Origin of the sequence: Mycoplasma zalophidermidis, from assembly GCF_018913985.1 — a bacterium.
In the GTDB taxonomy this organism is placed as follows: domain Bacteria; phylum Bacillota_I; class Bacilli_A; order Mycoplasmatales; family Metamycoplasmataceae; genus Mycoplasmopsis; species Mycoplasmopsis zalophidermidis.
In genome coordinates this window covers 44,506-64,125 of the sequence record NZ_JAHMHK010000003.1, presented here as the reverse complement: position 1 = coordinate 64,125, position 19,620 = coordinate 44,506, and the positions used below count along the sequence as shown (strand labels likewise).

At 31.5% G+C, this 19,620-nt stretch carries 20 protein-coding genes; 11 read left to right on the top strand and 9 right to left on the bottom strand.

Translation table 4 applies throughout. The annotated features are described in order from the left end of the window. Positions 1-45 precede the first annotated feature (45 nt). From KQ878_RS02440 to ligA, 6 genes are all read right to left on the bottom strand, one after another. On the bottom strand, positions 46-2,391 hold the full coding sequence (locus tag KQ878_RS02440; protein WP_216505451.1) for a class I tRNA ligase family protein: 2,346 nt from the start codon (positions 2,389-2,391) through the stop codon (positions 46-48). A gap of 12 nt (positions 2,392-2,403) precedes the next feature. Then, positions 2,404-3,090 (bottom strand): MPN527 family putative ECF transporter permease subunit, encoded by a 687-nt coding sequence (locus KQ878_RS02435; RefSeq protein WP_216505452.1) that lies wholly within the window; start codon positions 3,088-3,090, stop codon positions 2,404-2,406. After that, positions 3,090-3,716, bottom strand: a complete 627-nt coding sequence (upp, locus tag KQ878_RS02430) for a uracil phosphoribosyltransferase (RefSeq protein WP_216505453.1) — start codon at positions 3,714-3,716, stop codon at positions 3,090-3,092. Before upp ends, KQ878_RS02435 begins: the two co-directional genes overlap by 1 nt. Positions 3,717-3,912: 196 nt before the next feature. Next, entirely contained in the window at positions 3,913-5,097 is a 1,185-nt protein-coding gene (locus KQ878_RS02425) for a phosphoglycerate kinase (protein WP_216505454.1), read from the bottom strand. 165 nt (positions 5,098-5,262) lie between these two features. Continuing rightward, complete coding sequence (gene tpiA, locus KQ878_RS02420) at positions 5,263-6,009, bottom strand: triose-phosphate isomerase (protein WP_216505455.1); 747 nt, start codon at positions 6,007-6,009, stop codon at positions 5,263-5,265. Between the two features lie 34 nt (positions 6,010-6,043). After that, complete coding sequence (ligA, locus tag KQ878_RS02415; RefSeq protein ID WP_216505456.1) at positions 6,044-8,017, bottom strand: NAD-dependent DNA ligase LigA; 1,974 nt, start codon at positions 8,015-8,017, stop codon at positions 6,044-6,046. 93 nt (positions 8,018-8,110) lie between these two features. Here ligA and KQ878_RS02410 point away from each other — a divergent pair, with 93 nt between their 5' ends. Further along, on the top strand, positions 8,111-8,917 hold the full coding sequence (locus tag KQ878_RS02410) for an alpha/beta fold hydrolase (protein ID WP_216567866.1): 807 nt from the start codon (positions 8,111-8,113) through the stop codon (positions 8,915-8,917). Between the two features lie 18 nt (positions 8,918-8,935). Here KQ878_RS02410 and KQ878_RS02405 read toward each other — a convergent pair whose 3' ends face one another. Genes KQ878_RS02405 through KQ878_RS02395 form a run of 3 tightly spaced genes read right to left on the bottom strand, consistent with a single transcriptional unit; the run spans position 8,936 to position 11,576 of the window. Continuing rightward, positions 8,936-9,814, bottom strand: coding sequence for an energy-coupling factor transporter transmembrane component T family protein (locus KQ878_RS02405; RefSeq protein ID WP_216505458.1), 879 nt, complete (start codon positions 9,812-9,814; stop codon positions 8,936-8,938). After that, a complete protein-coding gene (locus KQ878_RS02400) occupies positions 9,814-10,788 on the bottom strand; it encodes an energy-coupling factor transporter ATPase (RefSeq protein WP_216505459.1) in 975 nt (324 codons plus the stop codon). The genes KQ878_RS02405 and KQ878_RS02400 overlap by 1 nt, the downstream gene beginning before the upstream one ends. Beyond that, the gene (locus KQ878_RS02395; RefSeq protein WP_216505460.1) at positions 10,773-11,576 is read right to left on the bottom strand and encodes an energy-coupling factor transporter ATPase; all 804 of its coding nucleotides are present in this window, start codon (positions 11,574-11,576) and stop codon (positions 10,773-10,775) included. The genes KQ878_RS02400 and KQ878_RS02395 overlap by 16 nt, the downstream gene beginning before the upstream one ends. 238 nt (positions 11,577-11,814) lie before the next feature. Between KQ878_RS02395 and KQ878_RS04400 the strand changes: the two genes are divergently transcribed. From KQ878_RS04400 to rplQ, 10 genes are all read left to right on the top strand, one after another. Next, positions 11,815-13,773, top strand: coding sequence for a thiamine pyrophosphate-binding protein (locus tag KQ878_RS04400; RefSeq protein WP_216505461.1), 1,959 nt, complete (start codon positions 11,815-11,817; stop codon positions 13,771-13,773). Positions 13,774-13,884: 111 nt separating this feature from the next. Continuing rightward, a complete protein-coding gene (gene secY / locus KQ878_RS02385) occupies positions 13,885-15,360 on the top strand; it encodes a preprotein translocase subunit SecY (RefSeq protein ID WP_216567865.1) in 1,476 nt (491 codons plus the stop codon). After that, positions 15,354-16,013, top strand: a complete 660-nt coding sequence (locus KQ878_RS02380) for an adenylate kinase family protein (protein ID WP_246526083.1) — start codon at positions 15,354-15,356, stop codon at positions 16,011-16,013. The genes secY and KQ878_RS02380 overlap by 7 nt, the downstream gene beginning before the upstream one ends. A gap of 157 nt (positions 16,014-16,170) precedes the next feature. Beyond that, positions 16,171-16,920 (top strand): type I methionyl aminopeptidase, encoded by a 750-nt coding sequence (map, locus tag KQ878_RS02375; RefSeq protein WP_216505463.1) that lies wholly within the window; start codon positions 16,171-16,173, stop codon positions 16,918-16,920. Then, positions 16,921-17,136 (top strand): translation initiation factor IF-1, encoded by a 216-nt coding sequence (infA, locus tag KQ878_RS02370; protein ID WP_171110746.1) that lies wholly within the window; start codon positions 16,921-16,923, stop codon positions 17,134-17,136. Between the two features lie 9 nt (positions 17,137-17,145). Next, on the top strand, positions 17,146-17,259 hold the full coding sequence (gene rpmJ, locus KQ878_RS02365) for a 50S ribosomal protein L36 (RefSeq protein WP_216505464.1): 114 nt from the start codon (positions 17,146-17,148) through the stop codon (positions 17,257-17,259). An 8-nt stretch (positions 17,260-17,267) separates the two neighbouring features. Continuing rightward, positions 17,268-17,633, top strand: a complete 366-nt coding sequence (gene rpsM, locus KQ878_RS02360; RefSeq protein ID WP_171110750.1) for a 30S ribosomal protein S13 — start codon at positions 17,268-17,270, stop codon at positions 17,631-17,633. Positions 17,634-17,645: 12 nt separating this feature from the next. After that, on the top strand, positions 17,646-18,044 hold the full coding sequence (rpsK, locus tag KQ878_RS02355) for a 30S ribosomal protein S11 (RefSeq protein ID WP_216505465.1): 399 nt from the start codon (positions 17,646-17,648) through the stop codon (positions 18,042-18,044). A gap of 24 nt (positions 18,045-18,068) precedes the next feature. Beyond that, entirely contained in the window at positions 18,069-19,088 is a 1,020-nt protein-coding gene (locus KQ878_RS02350; protein ID WP_171110754.1) for a DNA-directed RNA polymerase subunit alpha, read from the top strand. Then, entirely contained in the window at positions 19,088-19,450 is a 363-nt protein-coding gene (rplQ, locus tag KQ878_RS02345; RefSeq protein WP_216505466.1) for a 50S ribosomal protein L17, read from the top strand. Before KQ878_RS02350 ends, rplQ begins: the two co-directional genes overlap by 1 nt. The last annotated feature ends 170 nt before the right edge of the window (positions 19,451-19,620 follow it).

The following is a 19,620-nucleotide window of genomic DNA, read 5'->3' as shown; positions in this document are numbered from 1 at the left end:
TTATTCTTTTTATTGTGGAAATACCACATCAATGTAAATAAAGGCCTACTTAGCCTTTACTACGATATTGATTATTTTATTAGGTACGAATATTTCTTTTACGATATTTTGGTCTTTTAATCAGTTTGCAACTTGTTGTTTCGCTAAGGTTACAACATAATCTTTTTTATTATCGTTGTTTGAGACAGTAATTTGTCCTCTCATTTTTCCGTTAATTGTTATAGCATAAGTTGTTTCGTCTAATTCTAATGCAGTTTCATCTATTGTAAAATCATACAGGTTTTTTAGGTTGAAAAATCTTTCGGATAACTCTCATGCTAGATGAGGAATAAACGGTTCTAAAATGTTCAAAATATAATAGAAAAATTCAGTATTTAGCTTATCATCGGTAATTTTATCGTAAGCATTCATTGTTTCCATACACCAAGCAATAATTGTATTAAATGAATATCCATTACGACGATCACTAAATAGTTCTTCCTGTTTTTTTAATCCTAAATGAAGTTTTCGACGAGCGAGTTTTTCATCATTATTTAACTTAGATACATCAATATTTCTGAAATTGGTATCTAGATTTAAATTGCTTGCCTTCTCGATCAATCTTTGAATAAATTTGTGACTACCTTCGATTCCAGATGTAGATCATTCAAGTTCTTTTTCTGGCGGAGCGGCAAAAAGAATAAATAATCTTAAGGTATCCGCATTATATTCTTTAACAGCGTCGTTTGGACTTACTGTATTACCTTTTGATTTTGACATTTTCGATCCATCTTTTAATACCATTCCTTGAGTCAATAAATTAGCAAATGGTTCTCTAAAATCAACGAATCCTAGGTCAGATAATACTTTAGTGAAGAAACGGGCGTACAGAAGGTGTAAAATCGCGTGTTCAACACCACCGATATACTCATCAACTTGATTTCAGTATGCTACATTTTCTTTATCGATTGCAAGTTCGTTACGCTTTACAGGCGGAACTGTGTATCTTAAGAAATATCAGCTCGATTCAAAGAATGTATCAAAAGTATCAGTTTCTCTACGAGCTGTTTGACCACAATTTGGACAAGTTGTTCGCAATCACTCGCTATTAGTTAATAAAGGATTGCCCATTCCAGAGAAATCAACTTTTTCAGGTAAAGCGACTGGTAAATTCTTAATCTTTTCAGGCACTATGCCACATTTTTGACAATGAATCATAGGGATTGGAGCGCCCCAATATCTTTGGCGAGAGATACCTCAGTCTTGAAGATTCATTTGTACATCACTAGTTAATTTATCAGTATTTACGTCAAAATTATTGATACCAATTTCTAAATTATTTTTTAATGCATAATCTTTATGGCTTTTTAATTTTGAACTATCAACTAACACAACTTTATCATTGGAACCAATTGAAGCAAAATCGCTAACAACAATCGAATATAAATGTTCATTGAATGAAGCCTTGGCTCTTAAATTAAGTTTTATGCACATTTGCGAAGAGAAATCTTTGGCAGTGGCTTTAGCTTTAATTTCGTTAATTTCGTTAATTTGTTCTGCGGTAATATAATTTAATTCTTGCATCTTTTTAATCAGTGAATGAGAAGCACTAACAGCCAAGAAATCAAATGTTTTTAATTCATCCGCATTTCTAACAAAAACACCTAAATCAGTAATTTTTAAATCATCTTTTAGAATTTCAAAATTAACATTATAACCGTGTTCGTAACCTATTCAACGCTTTTGCATCGTTAATACTTTTTCTGGTCAATGGCCCGTTAAAGTGTCTAGATCACTTTGTAATTCGTCTGCATAGTCTCTTATTTTTAAATAATATTGTTCCATTTCCTTTTGAACTACAACTTCGTCGCATCGTCAGCAAAGACCATCAATAACTTGCTCATTAGCTAAAACAGTTTGGTCTTTCGCACATCAATTCAATGGAGATTTTTTACGGTAAACTAAGCCTTTTTCTCACATTTTTATAAACAACATTTGTTCTCATTTTGTGTATTCTTCATCGCTAGTAATACATTCATAATCACCTCAAGCAAACGAAATCCCTAATCTTTTTAATTGAGGATTCATTTTAGCGATATTTTGATAAGTTCAGGTTTTTGGGTGAATACCGTTTTTTACGGCAGCGTTTTCAGCAGGCAAACCAAAAGCATCTCATCCAAATGGATGTAAGACATTAAATCCTTTACGACGATAATAACGAGCCATAACGTCCGAAATTGAATAATTTCTTACGTGTCCCATATGGATATTTCCAGATGGATAAGGGAACATACTTAAAATATATTTTTTAGGTAAATTATGGTCTTGTGATGGAATAGAATAATTGTTTTCATCTCAGTATTTTTGTCATTTTAATTCTATATCATTTTGGTTGTATTTGAAGTTTGACATAAAGACTCCTTTTTAATTTTTTTTATTGTTATTTTGTAAATATTTTGTAAAACTGAGTTTCAAATTGAAATTTAATATTGATGTTAATAATATTGAATTTATTGCGAAATTAGCTAAGTTGAATGTTCCATAAACAATAACGCCAGCTAATAAGTAATTAGGTATGTAAAAAAATAATCCTTTAACCGTATTGTATGAATTCATCATTACTGTAAAAGTAGGAATTTTAATTACCTTAAAAAGATAGAAATATAGCGGAGTCACGATAAAAATATTAATAATTATTAATACTATCGTAGCACAAACATTTGCTAATGATAGGCTGGCTAAATTCGCTATTAATTCCGCTTTAAAAGCTTTTTTATTTTTAAGTAATTTTGTCGAATAATTATAAAAAATTAAGTAAAACAAAATAAATATTGCTTGAGATAAGATTAGCATTCCGTGGCCTAATAAACCAAGAACATCGTAACCAAAAGTAGAGTATGAAGGGCCTATAAACATCATTATTAATAATACTAATATTCCTCACCATATTCCAATAAATCTAAAAGATGCGAGTGTAAAAATTAGTGATAAATTAAATTTTAGAAACCCGTTAAAAGGCATAAATTGTCCAATCAAATCACAAACAATAGCTAACGCAAGCATCAATGCTGCTAATGTGATTTTGATTGTAACTCGGTTATTTCAATACATTATTTAGTTCCAAATATTCTATCTCCCGCATCGCCCAAACCAGGCTCGATGTATTTTTCTCTATTTAATATTGGGTCCAATGCTGCTAAATAAATATTGAAATCAGAACCAAAAGCGCTAATTACTTTATCGACTCCTTCTTGACACCCAACTAAACAAATTAAATTCACGTTCGTAAAACCATCACTGTGAAGTTTATTGATAGCATCAACTGCTGAACCACCAGTAGCTAACATTGGATCTACAACAAAGACATAACTGTCTTTATCTATTTCAGGCATTTTATAAAAATACGTACTTGGTTGTAAAGTTAAATGATCTCTATACATTCCAATGTGTCCAACTCGAGCTTTTGGTACTAGTTGTAATAAACCTTCTATCATTCCAAGTCCAGCTCTTAAAATAGGAACAAAAACAACATCTTTATCATAAGTCTGGCCTGAGAATTCCTTATTTGAAGAGGTTGTAATTTTTTTAGGTTTGGTTTCATAATCTCTTAACACTTCATAAACCATTAACGAAGCTATTTCATTTAAATTTTGTCTAAACACTGAGTGGTCTGCATTCTTATCTCTCATGTTGGTTAATTTGATTGAAATTAAAGGGTGTTCAATAACTTTTAACATCGGTTCTCCTATAGGAATTAAATATATATATTAAATAATAACATATAAACAAGCCATTATTAGATAATATCTTCAACTCAAATTTTCGTTTCAATTTTATTTAGCTTTCTCTTTCACATCAGCGATAAAACCAAAATACACGTTTTACAAAAAGATTAAATTTAAGTAAAAAACACGGTTTAACCGTGTTAAATAATTATAAATCTTGAATTGCGTTTATCGCTGGTAATTCATGATCTAATAAGTATTGTTGACTAGCTCCACCACCGGTTGAAACATGATTAATTTTGTCTTTAAATCCAAATTTTTCACTAGCTGAAATTGTGTCACCACCGCCGATAATGGTGTAAGCATTTGAATTTACCATTGCATTAGCGATTGCAGAAGTCCCTGCTTCACCAAATGGTAATTCAAACACACCTAATGGTCCGTTTCAATATACTAATTTAGCGTTTGCTAAATGTTTCTCATATTCTTTGATAGTTTTTGGACCAATGTCAATACCCATGTGACCTTTGGTTACATTTTGATTTTTAGAATAACTTACTTTGCCTTCTTCAAAAGAAGTTACCATAGCATTATCTAACGGAAGAATAAATTCACATCTGCAATTTGCCATTAAATCACGAGCAAAATCAATTTGATCATCTTCTACTAATGAATTGGCAATTTCGAAACCTTTAGCTTTTAAGAATGTGTAAGCCATAGCACCGCCAATTAAAACTTTGTCAGCTTTTTGGGTTAATTTAGTTAAATATGAAATCTTATCCTTAACTTTTGCACCACCAACAACAGCAACGAATGGGTGTGTATCACCGGCAAATGCTGTATCAAAAGCATTAAGTTCCTTCTCAACTAGTAATCCAACTGCCGAAACCGGAACACGTGTTGAAATACCAACATTTGATGCATGTGAACGGTGTGCTGTGGCAAAAGCATCGTTAATAAATACATCAGCAATAGCCGCTCATTCTTGTCCTAATTCAGGATTATTTTTACTTTCAGCTTTATCGTTTAAGTCTTCAAAGCGCGTGTTTTCGACAAGCATAACTTGTCCAGGTTCAAGTTTTTGAACGGCTTTTTTAAGTAATTCACCTCTAGTTTCAGGCACAAAGAAAACTTTCTTATTTAATAGTTTAGATAATTCTTGTGCAATTGGAAATAAAGATTTTTTAAGTTTATCATCTTCAGTTTTAATTCTGCTTAAGTGTGATAGTAAAATCACCTTTGCATTCGATTTAATTGCGTAATTGATTGTTTCTAATGCCGCAACAATTCTTTCGTTTGATTGAATAATCCCATTTTTAATAGGAACATTAAAGTCAACTCTAACAACAACATTTTTATTTTTTAGTTCAACATCTCTAATAGTTTTTTTCATTTTCACTCCTAATTTTTAATAATTTTATTATATAAAATACTTAGCATTAATATAGTAATAATTGTATTTTCTATGTTATTATTACCATAAAAAATAATTTACAGAATTTACGAATGACACCGAAAATAAATGGCGAACAAAAAATCACCAAAGTGATTTAGAGTATTATTCAACCGCTATAACTTCAAGGAAGGTGTCTAAATCAAGGGTGGCATTCCCAATTAAAAATCCATTAATATCATGAATTTTAGATAGACCGATTATATTTTCAGCATTTACCGATCCACCATATATTATCTTAGCATCTGGCGAAGTAATTGAACGAATAAATACTGCCATATCGTGAACAAATTCAGGTGTAGCGCATTTTCCGGTTCCCATAGCCCAAATCGGTTCGTAAGAAATTATTACTTTACTAAAATCCAAACCCCTTGAAGAATCCTCAATTTTTTTCTTAACAACTTCTTTAGATAATCCTTTTTCAAATTCTTCTAAGGTTTCACCGAAACAAATTAGCGGTGTAATTCCATATTCAAGAGCGGCACGAGCTTTAGCGTTAACATCCTCACATGTTTCATAATGATATCTTCTTCTTTCAGAGTGACCAACAATTACATATTTAATATCGAATTCACTCAACATTTCAGCTGAAACATCTCCCGTATATGGACCGCAAGGAAATGCTGAAACATCTTGAGCAACTAACATTAATTGTTTTACCTTATTAAATCCTACATGCGCTGCCAAATTAATAGGTGGCATAGCAATGCCAAATTCGTTAGCTAAAGTAGCATCCCGATAACGACTATCACGACATCTTTTCTTATACTTTCTATTGAATTCTGTTAATCATTGAGCACTCTCGTTAAATGTTTTATTCATTTTTCAATTCGCGATAACAATTTTATTCATTAGTTCTCCTTAATTGATTTATCAAATATACTGATTATTTTAATAGATTATTGAAATCTTGTTCATTTAAAATAGTAATACCGAGTTGAATTGCCTTATCTTTTTTGCTACCCGCATCATCACCGCACAATAAATATGAAGTCTTCGACGAAACGCTCGAAGAAACGTTTCCACCATTGTTTTCTATGATTTTACTGTAAAAATCTCTATTTTCTGATAATTTGCCAGTAATAACAAATGTTAAATTACTTAGCTTAGTTGATATTATTTTTGATTGTTTTTTGTAATTAAATACCGAGTCTAAATACCTTAAAAGTTCCACATTTTTTCCACTTTTAAGGTATTCGATAATTGATTCGATGATTTTTGGACCAATATTTTCAACATATGTCAATCCCAAAAGTTCTTTATCATCAATTAATTCTGAGAAGTTATTGTATTTATTCGAAATTAGTTTTGCTGCTCTAGCTCCAACATGTTTTATCCCAAGCGCGAACAAAACCTTATCAAAATCACTATTAAGACTTTTTTGAATACTGTTCAGTAAGTTATTGACTTTTGTTGAGCCGTAGCGCGGTAATTCTAAAATTTGATCTACTTTGGTTTCTAATTTGAAAATATCTTCAATACATTTAATGATTCCGTTTTTATAAAAATCTTTAACGGTGGATAAACCTAACCCTTTGATATTCAAGCTTTCGCGAGCAGAAAAATGATAAATTTTATTGATATTTACATCCGGACATTCCTCATTAGGGCAAAATTGATCTACTATATCATCATGTTCAACCAACATTGAATTACACGATGGACAATTCAAAATTTTAGGAAATACATTTAATGAATTTTTAGAAACAATATCAATTACTTTAGGAATTATTTCTCCAGCTTTTACAATAGTAACTTCATCGCCGATATCTACATTCATGTCTTGTATAAAATTATAATTGTGCATCGTGGCATTTTGGACAGTAGTTTGATTCAATACCACTGGTTCTAAATTAGCAACATATGTAATTTTTCCAGTTCTGCCAACGGTACCCACTATATTTGTAATAATGCTGGTAGCACTTTCAACTTCATATTTGAACGCTATGGAATGTTTCGGGAATTTTGCAGTTTTACCAAGTTTCACTCAGTATTTTAAATTATTAAGTTTTATTACAAGTCCATCCGCATCATAATCTAATTTGTTTTTGATTTCAGCAAATTGCTCTATTTCTTCTTCTAATTCTTCTGTTTCAACAACCTTGGATAATGGATTAGTAGGGATGTTTAAACCGTTCATAAATTCTAATGCTTCTTGTTGAGTATTTACTCCGTGCAATTCAGGTTGTACAAGTTCATATAAAAATGATTGTAGTCCTCTTTGAGCAACTATATCAGAATCCAATTGTCGCAATGTGCCGCTGGCTGCGTTGCGAGGATTCGCGAATGTTTTTTCTCCCAAAATACTCATTTTGCTATTCAATTCAACAAATTTAGTTTTCGGTAGAAACACTTCACCGCGAACCTCTAAATCTTTTTTATAATTAATAATATGTGGAATTGATTTAATTTGCATTATATTTTCTGTAACATCTTCCCCTTCAATACCATTCCCTCTAGTTAAAGCTTGAACTAGATAACCATTTTTATAATGCAATGAAATAGATAAACCATCAATTTTAGGTTCAACACTAAAATTGATATATTCAAATGGTACATTTTTTTCGATGTTGTTTATATATTTAATTATCTCATCATAATTATAGGCTTTAGAAAGAGACAACATAGGTTGTTTATGGGTAACCTTGGTGAATTTAGAATTATAAATATTCATCCCGCTACCAACGTGGTTAGTTGGAGATTGAGGATGTTTTAATTCAGGATATTGCAGTTCTAGTTGTTCCAATTCCTTCAATGCTTTATCATATTCCAAATCAGAAACACTAGGGTTATTATCAATAAAATATTCTTGATTTCACTTATTAATTAATGTTGTTAATTCTTGTATTCTTCTTTTCATAATTATCTCCGCCTAATTTATATAGTAATAATATAGCAAATTTATATATATAATTTAAATAGTACAACTATTTATTAATTTTATGGGGTGAAAATGAGTAAATGATTCGAATATGACGGCAGCAGTTTGCTTGAATGTTTAACCAAAAACAACAATTGTGAACAAAATTTATTAATTCTTCATGGATTCGCTTCCAATTTTAAACATATGAAATCCATATATGAAAATTTGAATGATAAATTTAACATTTACGCCTTAAATTTACCCGCTCATGGAGAAAGCGATTATGAGCCTGAGTGAATGGATTTTAAAGTTTTTCGTAATATCATATTAGAATTTATTCAGAGACTGAAACTGAATAATATTACCTTACTAGGACACTCAATGGGCGGCGCTTTGGCGCTTTTATGCGCTGAAAAAATTCCACATCTCGTTGATAGAGTTATTTTGTTAGCACCGATGAATAGAACGCAATTAGTTTATGAAGATAAATTTGAATATTTTTATCCTCGCAATATAAATCAATATAAAAACTTAGCTCAAATAATATTTGCAAAACCAGAAAATTTTCTCAAAAATAACAAATTTATGAATTCTGTCAAATATTATTTTAATAATAAACAAGAAACATTTAATGTTCTATATCCTTTTGGATTAACACTGAACAACGAAAAATATTTTGCTAAAATAGACCGAGCAATTTCAGTTGCTGATTACCCAATTTACCTAATTAATGGTACCCAAGACGGGATAATGCCGGTTAAATTAACAATAAAACATTTTAAAAAACTCAACAAAAATGTTGAATCATATTTAATTAAAAATTCGGGACACTCAATGTGGTTAGAAAACTTTAAGGATACTTTTAATATAATCAATAAAATCGTTTCGGACAAATAAAAAATCGCCAAAACGATTTTAAAATTGTGCAAAGCTGGTTAATTCATATCAGTTTGGGATTTGTAAAATATTATTTTTAATAAGCGCACACAATACAACTAATCCAGCCATAATGATAAAAACAATCACATCACGTCATGTGGGAATAAGTAGACGGTAACGAGTCCTTTTTCCGTAAGGATCATAGCCTCTAGTTTCCATGGCGTTAGAAAGATCTTCAGCTTTAGCGAATGATGTAGAAAACAAAGGAATAATTAATGTTGTAAAAGCTTTTGCCTTATCTTTAATTTTTCCGTTTGCGAAATCAACACCGCGGCTAGCCTGTGCTTTCATAATTCTTTTGGCTTCAATCATCAAGGTTGGGATGAAGCGTAAAGCAATAGAAATAACCATAGCAATAATGTGTGTGGGGATGAATAGTAATTTTAACGGAATCAGTAGATCTTCGAGTGCTTTCGTTAAAAGTATTGGCTTAGTTGTTGTCACAAATAAAGTAGTAACCATTATCATAATATAAATCCTAAATATCAAGGATAATGTCCGAGCAACTACACCATAACTGAATGCAAAAGTTTGGGAAGTTCCTATAAAAAAATACACATGATAGATATCTCTGGTTTGGTCATTAATTTTCATTGTATACACATTCACAAATAGTATTATTACGCCAATTATTAAAGGCATTTTTAGTAATGAGAATATACCTTTTAAATTTTTTGTACCTATCAAATAAACAATTAATAGTGGCACTAATAAAATAGCTAACGTTATAAAATGAAATGATATAAACGTTAAAACAATGTAAACTATATTACAAATTAACTTAATTCTTGGATCAAGACGATGAACAAACGTATCATCATAAACATATGATCCAACTGGAGATGTAGCAGACATTATTGACCTCCTTTATTAATTTTTTTACTGATGAAATTTGCTAACTCATCAATAGATTTTGTTTTTGGTACATTTCAGCCCAGTGATTCTAATTTAGAAATAAAAGCTAATAATTTTGGTGGTTGCATGTTATTTTTTAATAAAAACTCAGTATCTTTTAGCACGTCATAAGTTGGACCGTCTTTTATAATGGTACCTTTTTTCATCATCACAACTCTTTCGGTTACTTCCAACACATTATCCAAATCATGTGTAACAATGACTATTGTTTTGCCCATTTTATGTAATCTGGTAAAAATTGATAGAATTTCTTCAACACCAACCGGATCTAAACCAGCGGTTGGTTCGTCAGCAACAATAATATCAGGTTCAATTGCTAAAATACCCGCCAAAGCAACTCTACGTTTTTGACCGCCTGATAAACCAAATGGCGACTTTTGAAGATAAGAATCATCAAGTCCGCAAAGATTCAAATATTTTTTAGCTCGCATTTTGGCTTCTTCTTTATCTACACCAAATGACAAAGGGCCAAACATAATGTCTTTTTCAATTGTTTCTTCGAAAAGCTGGTATTCAGCAAATTGAAATGCGATTGCTACTCTTCTACGAATGTCTTTTGCTCTTTTAACTTTTCTTAAGTTTTTCGAGATTAATTTGATTGATTTTTGACCATTCTTATGATTTACTAGTTTAAGTCAAGAAGCCCTCAATTTGAAATCGTCTTGAAAATGTATTATTTGTCCAGTTTTTTTGTCTTTTTTAAAATTAGAAAAATTCCACTCTATTTCGCCTTTTGAAGGCAAAAGTAAACCATTTAAATGTTCAACAAATGTTGACTTACCACAGCCTGTTTGACCAATAACACCAACAAATTCGCCTTGCTTTAAATTAAAGTTAATATCTCGAAGAGCTGTAAATTCCATTCTTGTTCCACGACTATAAATGTGGCTTAATTTAGTTATTTTAATTTGCATAGTTGCTCCAATAGTTCATATTCATTGTATGTTGGTTCTACACCCTTAATTTTGTCGCTTAATTTATAAATAAAAGGTGAGTCAATTTTGGCAGTTTCGACTATTTCTTTATTATTTAATATATCCTTTGGAGCGCCTTGAGCAATTATTTTACCTTGGGAGAATACTAAACAATAGTCAGCCATAATAGCTTCGTCCATATCGTGAGTAATTGAAATAAGTGTTTTTTCTCTTTTTGACTGAATTTCACGAATAATATTTAAAACTTGATTTTTACCGACCGGGTCCAGCATTGATGTAACTTCGTCAAAAATTATCACATTAGGATCTAAGGCTAAAACTGAGGCAATCGCAACTCTTTGTTTTTGCCCACCAGAAAGTAGATGCGGTTCGCGAGTTAAATAATTTTTCATACCAACTCTATTAGCTAATTCATCAATAATTGGCTTCATTTCCTCACGTTTTAAGCATTTGTTTTCCAAACCAAATGCAATGTCATCTTCAACAGAAGCACCAACAAATTGATTATCTGGATTTTGAAAAATAATTCCTATTTGTTTTCTTATTTCGCGAAGTGTTTGTGCACTAATAACTACACCATTTATTTCAATTGAACCACCAGCAGGTTTATAAAGTGCTACCAACAATTTTGAAAATGTAGATTTACCGGAACCATTATGACCTAAAATGGCAACGTATTTACCGTCAGGAATTTCAAAACTAATACCGTCAATTGCATTGCGGTTAGCGTCAGGGTATTTAAATACTAAATCTTTAACTTTAATCATAATAGTTTATTATAACCTACAACCATATAATATTTAAACTTATATATAAAATATTAGTTTTTTAATAATTAATATCTTACATTAATATCCTATTTGCGACATTTCTAAATATAGTTAAATTATTATCTGAGTAACTTTGGTTTTCGATTTAACAGATTAATATTTAATAATAAATACCAGTTTATTGTATTAAATGCTAAAATTTATACTCTAAAATATAAATATTAAAGGTGGTCATATGAATAAGGATAAATTACTAGTTTCAGCAATGCAGGGATTGGCTTTGGACACTATTAACAAAGCAAAAGGAGGGCATTCTGGAATGGCGCTTGGTGCAGCCGAAATAACAGAAACGCTATTTACCAAGCATTTAAACATTACTAACCTAAACCCCAAGTGAGTAAATAGAGATAAATTTTTACTTTCGGCAGGTCACGGATCTGTGTCAATTTACACAATCATGCACTTTATGGGTTTATTAACTCTTGAGGATATGAAAAATTATAGAAATTTAAATTCAAAAACAACGGCTCACCCTGAGACTGATGCATTTGAATACATTGATGCATCAACTGGTTCTCTTGGGCAGGGTATCGCAATGGGTGTTGGTATGGCAATTGCTAGAGATTTTCTTGCAAATAAGTTCAATAAGCCGGATTTTAATCTATTCGACCACTCAGTATATGTTCTTCATGGTGATGGTTGTTTACAAGAAGGGATTGCTCACGAAGCTATTCAGTTAGCAGGTACTTTACAATTAAACAAATTCGTTGTAATTCATGATTTCAACAAGATTCAGCTTGATTCAGAAGTAAAAATCGTTAATAATACTGATTTAATGAAATATTTTGAAGCCATGAATTTTAATGTTTTTAAAATTGACTCAAATACTGAAAATATTGACAACATATTTAATAAAATCAAAAAAATAAATGGCCCAATATATATTCAAATTCACACAAAAATTGCCCAACACACACCGAATGAAGGTACTGTTAAAGGACACTCGGGTGTATTCGATGAGCAAACAACAATTGAAATTAAAAACAAATTGAAACTTAATTTTACTGAACCATTCAAATATAATATTTCAAATTACGAATATGCACAATCGTTTTGAAATAACAAAAATCTAAGATACAAAAATTGAATCAAAATGTTTGAAAACTATAATACTAAATATCCCAAATTATCAATCGAATTAGACAAATTACTGAAGAATAAAATTCAATACGATTTCAGCAAAATAAATTACACAAAATCCAATTTATCAACACGCGAATACACAAAGCAAATTTTGAACTTTATTGAACAAAATTATTGAAGTTATATTGGAGGTTCTGCAGATTTAACCTCTTCAACAAATGTAGGATTTAAGAAAGACTTCACACATGGCGGCCATAATTTAAGATATGGAATTCGCGAACATGCAATGACCGCTATAAATAACGGTATAAATTTAACAACAAACCTTAAAACATTTGCTTCTACCTTTCTAGCTTTTAGTGATTACGCAAAAGGGGCTTTAAGAATGGCTTCGTTAATGAAATTACCAGCAATAAATATTTACTCTCACGATTCTTACGCAATAGGTTCTGACGGTCCTTCCCACCAACCAATTGAGCAACTCACGATGCTAAGAGCAATACCTAATATGAAAGTTTTAAGACCTTGTGATGAAAATGAAATAACTTGAGCTTTTAATTACGCCATGAACCAAAATGACCATCAAATCAGCATCATAACATCTCGTCAAAATTTAGAATCATTTAACAGTGATATTAATACATTAAATACAACCAATTGTGTAAGGTTAATCAATGCTTTCCAAGGTCAATCAAAACACTTTTTAACATTACTAGCTTCTGGATCTGAAGTTATGTTGGCAAACAAGACTGCTGAAAAATTAAATAGTGATTTAGGTATAAATGTCAGAGTTTTTTCAGTACCACTTCTTCAAGAACTAACTGAAGAAAGAGAAATAATCCGGAAATTAGATATTGATAAGTATCCAGTTCTGGCAATCGAAGCATCAAATGATTGTATGTGATATAAATTTGCCCAATACAATGATTTTGATGTTGTTTTAGCCAATAGTTTTGGTGCCTCAGCAGATGCTAAAACAGTTTATGAAATGAATGGTTTTAATATTCAAAATATTATTTCGCGGGCATTAAAACTCCTTAAACTTAGCTAGCTATATTTTCTATTTTTAAATTGAAAAAAACAAAGTCAAAAAATGGACGAAAATTATTATTATTTAGTATAATGATAAATATTATTTATAAATTCAGTGCGAAAGGACTATATGAAAAGATTTTTCGGAAACCTCGGTTATAACATTTCCAAACTTTGATATCGACTGTCTCATTGGTCAAAAAACTTTTGAGAGAATAAAGATGTAACAAAAAAACTTTTATTTACACTAAGTTTTTTAGCAATTTATGTCATTATGACTACAATTGGAGCACCGTTTGTAAAAATTAAAACACAGGATGTTCTAAATCAAGATACGTTTTTTAATACATTAAACCTAATCGGTGGTGGTGGACTAAAAAACTTTTCATTAGTTGCGCTCGGTATTAGTCCGTTTATTAACGCTTCATTAATTATGTCACTGTTACAGACACGTTTATTCCCTTCCATTCAAAAATTAAGTCAATCAGGTCCACATGGTCGTAGGAAGCTAAATGTCATGACAAGAATCTTGACTCTATTTATAGCCTTTCCACAAGCAATATTACTATCGAAATCCCTAGGTTCGGGAGACAATCCATTTATTGAAATTATTCCTGCATATGGTTCGGGTTCATTAAACGTCACAACATACTTTATTGTGCCCATGATCTTAATCGGTGGCTCATTGTTTTCATTATTTATTGCCGAACAAATTACAGATAAGGGTATTGGCAACGGTACTTCATTGATTATTTTTACAGGTATGGCTTTCGCATTACCCAACCAATTTAAACAAGCTGTTAACTACTTTGTAGGTACTGGCTCTTCTTCATCATTATTTGTTGGAGCACTAAACTTTTTAGGATACTTATTTATATTTGCTTTAACTTTATTCGTTGTAGGGTTAATTTATAACTCGGAACGTCATATTCCAATTCAACAAACAGGTGCTGGTCGTTCGCGCAATGTGAAAGAAATGGGAAAATTACCAATCAAATTAAATCCTGGTGGTATTATGCCAATTATTTTCTCTACAATGGTAATTTCATTTCCAATTATGATTGCTCGTATTTTGCCAACCGGTAATGCAGGTAAGGCATGAATAGAAGAATACTTAAAATTTACATCTCCACTTGGACTATCATTATTAGTTGTAATTACCTTTTTCTTCAGTTATTTAATGGGAATACAACAATCAAAAATTGATAAAATCAGTGAAGATTTTGCTAAAAATTCAACTTTTATACCTGGTATACAACCAGGCGAGGAAACCGAAGATTATTTATTTTCAACAGTTTTAAGACTTTCGACATTTAGTGCATTTTATTTGGTTTTATTAGCTTCATTTCAATATCTTCAAATACTGCTAATTAATTGACCCCCGATTATTTCATTCGGCGGTACAAGTATTATGATTTTAGTATCAGTAGCATTAGAAACCATTGGACAATTTAAAGCAAGATTAAAAACAACACATCTTGCAAAACAAAAACAATTATCACGTAAAATTAGTGACCAAATCGCCTACGAAAATACTTACGGTGAACACGCTCCTGATAAAAAATCTAAAAACATTAAAGCAAACGGAGATGGATTATTATGATAGACGGCAAAAACGCAAAATTAAACATGGTCTTTATGGGCCCTCCTGGTGTGGGAAAAGGAACAGTTGCTTCCGTAATCGCAAAACAATACGGATTTATTCACTTATCAACTGGCAGCATATTTCGTGAAGAAATTACTAAAAAAAGTGAACTAGGTTTAAAAGTATCTGAAATTGTAAAATCAGGTAAATACGTTCCTGATGAAATAACAAATGAAATCGTTAAAAATAAATTAACTCAACTACAAAAAGAAAACAAAACAGTAATTCTTGATGGCTACCCTAGAACCTTACACCAAGGACAATTTTTAGACACTATCAAAGGTTTTGAATATGTTGTTATTTCACTATATGCACCTGAAGAATTAATTCTAAAGAGATTATCAGGACGTAGATTTTGTCCTACATGCAACACGGGTTACCACGTTGAATACATGCCATCGAAACTTGGTGATAGATGTGAAAAATGTCAAAGTTTATTAATTACTCGTTCTGATGACGCAATTGATGCAATTAAAGTTAGACAAAAAGTCTATCATGACGAAACAAAACCACTACTAGATTTTTACGAAACCAGTGGAAAAATGATTGATTTCGACGCATCCGGAAACGCTGATGATATCGCAAATAATATTATAAAAAGACTCCAAAAATAGGTCTTTTTTTATTATTAATACGCTTAATTTAAACCAATAAAATAGGTAAAAGGAAGAATTATATAATGTAATAAAATAAAATATTTATTACTAAATATATATATTTATGTTAAAATTTAAAAAGTTATTTGTTAATAACTAATTAAGGAAGAGCAACATGATACTAATCAAAACGCAAAAGCAAATTGAAGATATAACAAAATGTTGTCAAATCCTGGCTGAAGTCAAACAGGTTGTTTATGACGCCATAAGACCAGGGGTCTCATTAAAAGAACTGGATTCAATCGCTTTTAATGAAACAATAAAACGAGGTGCTAGACCTGCCTTCCTAGGATTGTATGGTTTCCCCAATACAATGTGCATCTCAGTAAACGAAGAATTGATCCATGGCATTCCTAGCGACTATGTGTTAAAAGATGGTGATTTAATCTCTTGCGACATGGGTTGCACCTATAACGGAATGAACAGTGATAGTGCTTTCACAAAAGGCGTGGGCAAAATCACTCCCACTGACCAAAAATTAATTAAAGTAGCTAAATTAGCTTTCCAAGCAGGTGTTGACGCTATTAAGCCGGGCGCCAGAATCGGAGATATTAGTTACGCTATTGGTCAAGTAATCAAAAAAAACAAACTTTATACCCCATCGGATTATTGCGGTCATGGCATCGGTCGAGATGTTCATGAAGACCCTAACGTCCACAATGACGGAAAACCAGGGACAGGTCCTAAATTAGTTGATGGAATGGTCATTTGTATTGAACCAATGATTATGCAAAAAAATGCTCGTATAAAAATTAAAAGTGATGGATGAACCGTTGTTAGCGCTAGCGGTTTAAACAATGCACACTATGAGCACACAGTCCTAATTAAGGATGGCAAGGGTGTTATATTGACGAAAGGAATTTAAATGGCAAAAGATGCTATTAAATTTAAAGCCGTTGTAAAGCAAGCCTTCTCTACCGACGAGTATGAGGTTGAACTTGAAAACGGTTTAGTAATTAAAGCTCATATTTCAGGAAAGATGCGTGTTAACCATATTCGTATCTTGCCTGGCGATTCAGTAGACGTAGAAATCAGCCCATATAACTTAAACTTGGGCAGAATTATCTACCGTCACAGATAAGGAGACAAAATGAAAGTTAGAGCTAGTGTTAAAAAAATGTGTAAGGATTGTCGTGTTATTAAACGTAGAGGCATTATCAGAATAATCTGTGCCCTACCAAAACACAAACAAAGACAAGGATAGGAAATTAAATGGCTAGAATTTTAAACATTGAAATACCAAATAACAAACGTGTTGTTGTTTCATTAACATACATTTTTGGAATTGGCCCAACAAGAGCAAAAGAAATTTGTGCAAAAGCAAATATCGATGAAAACGTAAGAGTTAAAGATTTATCAGAAGAACAACTATCAGCAATCCGTGAAGTAGCAAGAGGATACCAAACTGAAGGTGATTTACACCGTGAAGTTTCATTGAACATCAAACGTTTAATGGAAATCAAATGCTACCGTGGAATGAGACACAGAAAAGGACTTCCAGTTAGAGGGCAATCTACAAAAAGTAATGCTCGTACACGTAAAGGTCCTAGAAAAACTGTTGCTGGTAAGAAGAAATAATAGGAGATTATAATGGCTACAAAAACTACTAAAAAAACTAAAAAAAGATTAGTTGTTAGCGGTGTTGCGCACATCCACTCAACTAACCAAAACACAATTGTTACTTTTGCTGATGAGCAAGGTAACGTAGTTGCATGATCTTCTTCTGGTGCAATCGGCTACAAAGGTTCTAAGAAAAAAACACCTTATGCAGCTGGTTTAGCAGCTCAAGCTGCTACAGAATTAGCTAAAGAACGTGGTATGAAAACTGTTAGAGTTGAATTAAAAGGTTTAGGAGCTGGTAAAGATGCTGCTCGTAAACAAATTGAAGTATCAGGAATAACTGTCACAGAAATCAAGGATGTTACACCTGTACCACACAACGGTACAAGACCTCCTAAACGTGTTCTTAAACGTGAAAAAATGAGATAGAAATAATATCAAGAAGGAGTAAATATGGAAAAAATGGCAAAATTAGACTACACACAAGTCGAGACCATCAATTCAAACGCAAAAGAAGTTAACACAACGACTTTTGCAATTCAACCACTTGAAAGAGGTTTTGGTCAAACTGTTGCAGTTGCTTTAAGAAGAGTTCTGTTATCAAACATAACTTCATTAGCATTATGTGCAGTTAAGATTGAAGGTGTTGAGCATGAATTTGAAGTTATGCAAGGTGTAGTTGAAGATGTTACATCATTAATAATGAATTTACGTAAAGTTAAATTCCAATATGACCCAGATTTAGTAAGTGATGACGAAGTTATCAAAGTTGTATTAAATGCTGATAAACCGGGTTTAGTAACCTCAAGAAATCTTGAAGTTGTTAATTCAAATATTGAAATTACCTCAAAATCAGTTGACTTAGCTACAATTAGTGCCAAAGGAAGTCTGCACTTAGAAATGTATCTACGTGCTGGACGTGGCTATACTTCAAGCGAAGAAAATAAAAAGCTTATTTCATCTGTAAATTTTTTAAGTCAAATTCAATCAAATATTAAAAAAGGTATCTTAATTGCTACCGACTCAAACTTTAGTCCAATTGAAAATGTTAACTATAAAGTTAGTGAATTAAACTCAGCTTCAAACAACATTGAAGAAAGACTAGAATTTAATATAACAACCGACGGTACCGTCGGCGCTAAAGAAGCTTTAAAACAAGCTTGTGAAATTTTAGTTGCTCACTTTAGTGTTATTGGCAAAGTTGAAGATATGGTTATTGATTCTATTTTTAAAAAAGAAGAAGTTGAAAAAGAAGTTGAAAAAGAAGAAAATGATTTAGATATTTCTCAATTAAACCTTTCTGTTCGTTCACTAAACGCACTAAGAAAAATTGGAAAAACATCATTATCACAAATTGCTGCTATGACATACGAAGAACTTGAAAATACTAAAAACTTGGGTAAAAAATCTCTTGAAGAAATTATTTCAAAACTACAAGAATTCGATTATGAATTAACTAAAGGAGAAGAATAATGGCTAATCCAAAACAAATTTACAGCCGTGATACTAAATGAAGAAAAGGTGTAATGCGTACACTTGTGAGTGAATTATTCAAACACGGTCGTATTACAACAACTTTAACACGTGCAAAAGAATTGCGTCGTCACGCAGAAAAAATGATCACAAAAGCTAAAAACCCAACTCTTGCAAACCGTCGTGCTGTTGCCTCATTCCTACGTCCAACCTTAGTAGAAGGTAGCAAAGACGTCCTAAAACACTTATTCGACACAATCGCACCTAAATACGCAGAAAGAAATGGTGGATACACACGTATTTACAAATTAGTTTCTCGTCAAGGTGACTCAGCCCCTATGGCTATTATTGAATTAGTCTAACATTCAAATAACTTTAATTACTAATCAACGAAAATGGCTAATGCCATTTTTTGTTTTACCAAAATTATAGAAAAATCAATCAATTCATCAAAAAACATAATAAAATCCATTATTTTTTTGATTCATAATTTTATAAATAGTATCCATATTAAATTATTGAGATAAAATAT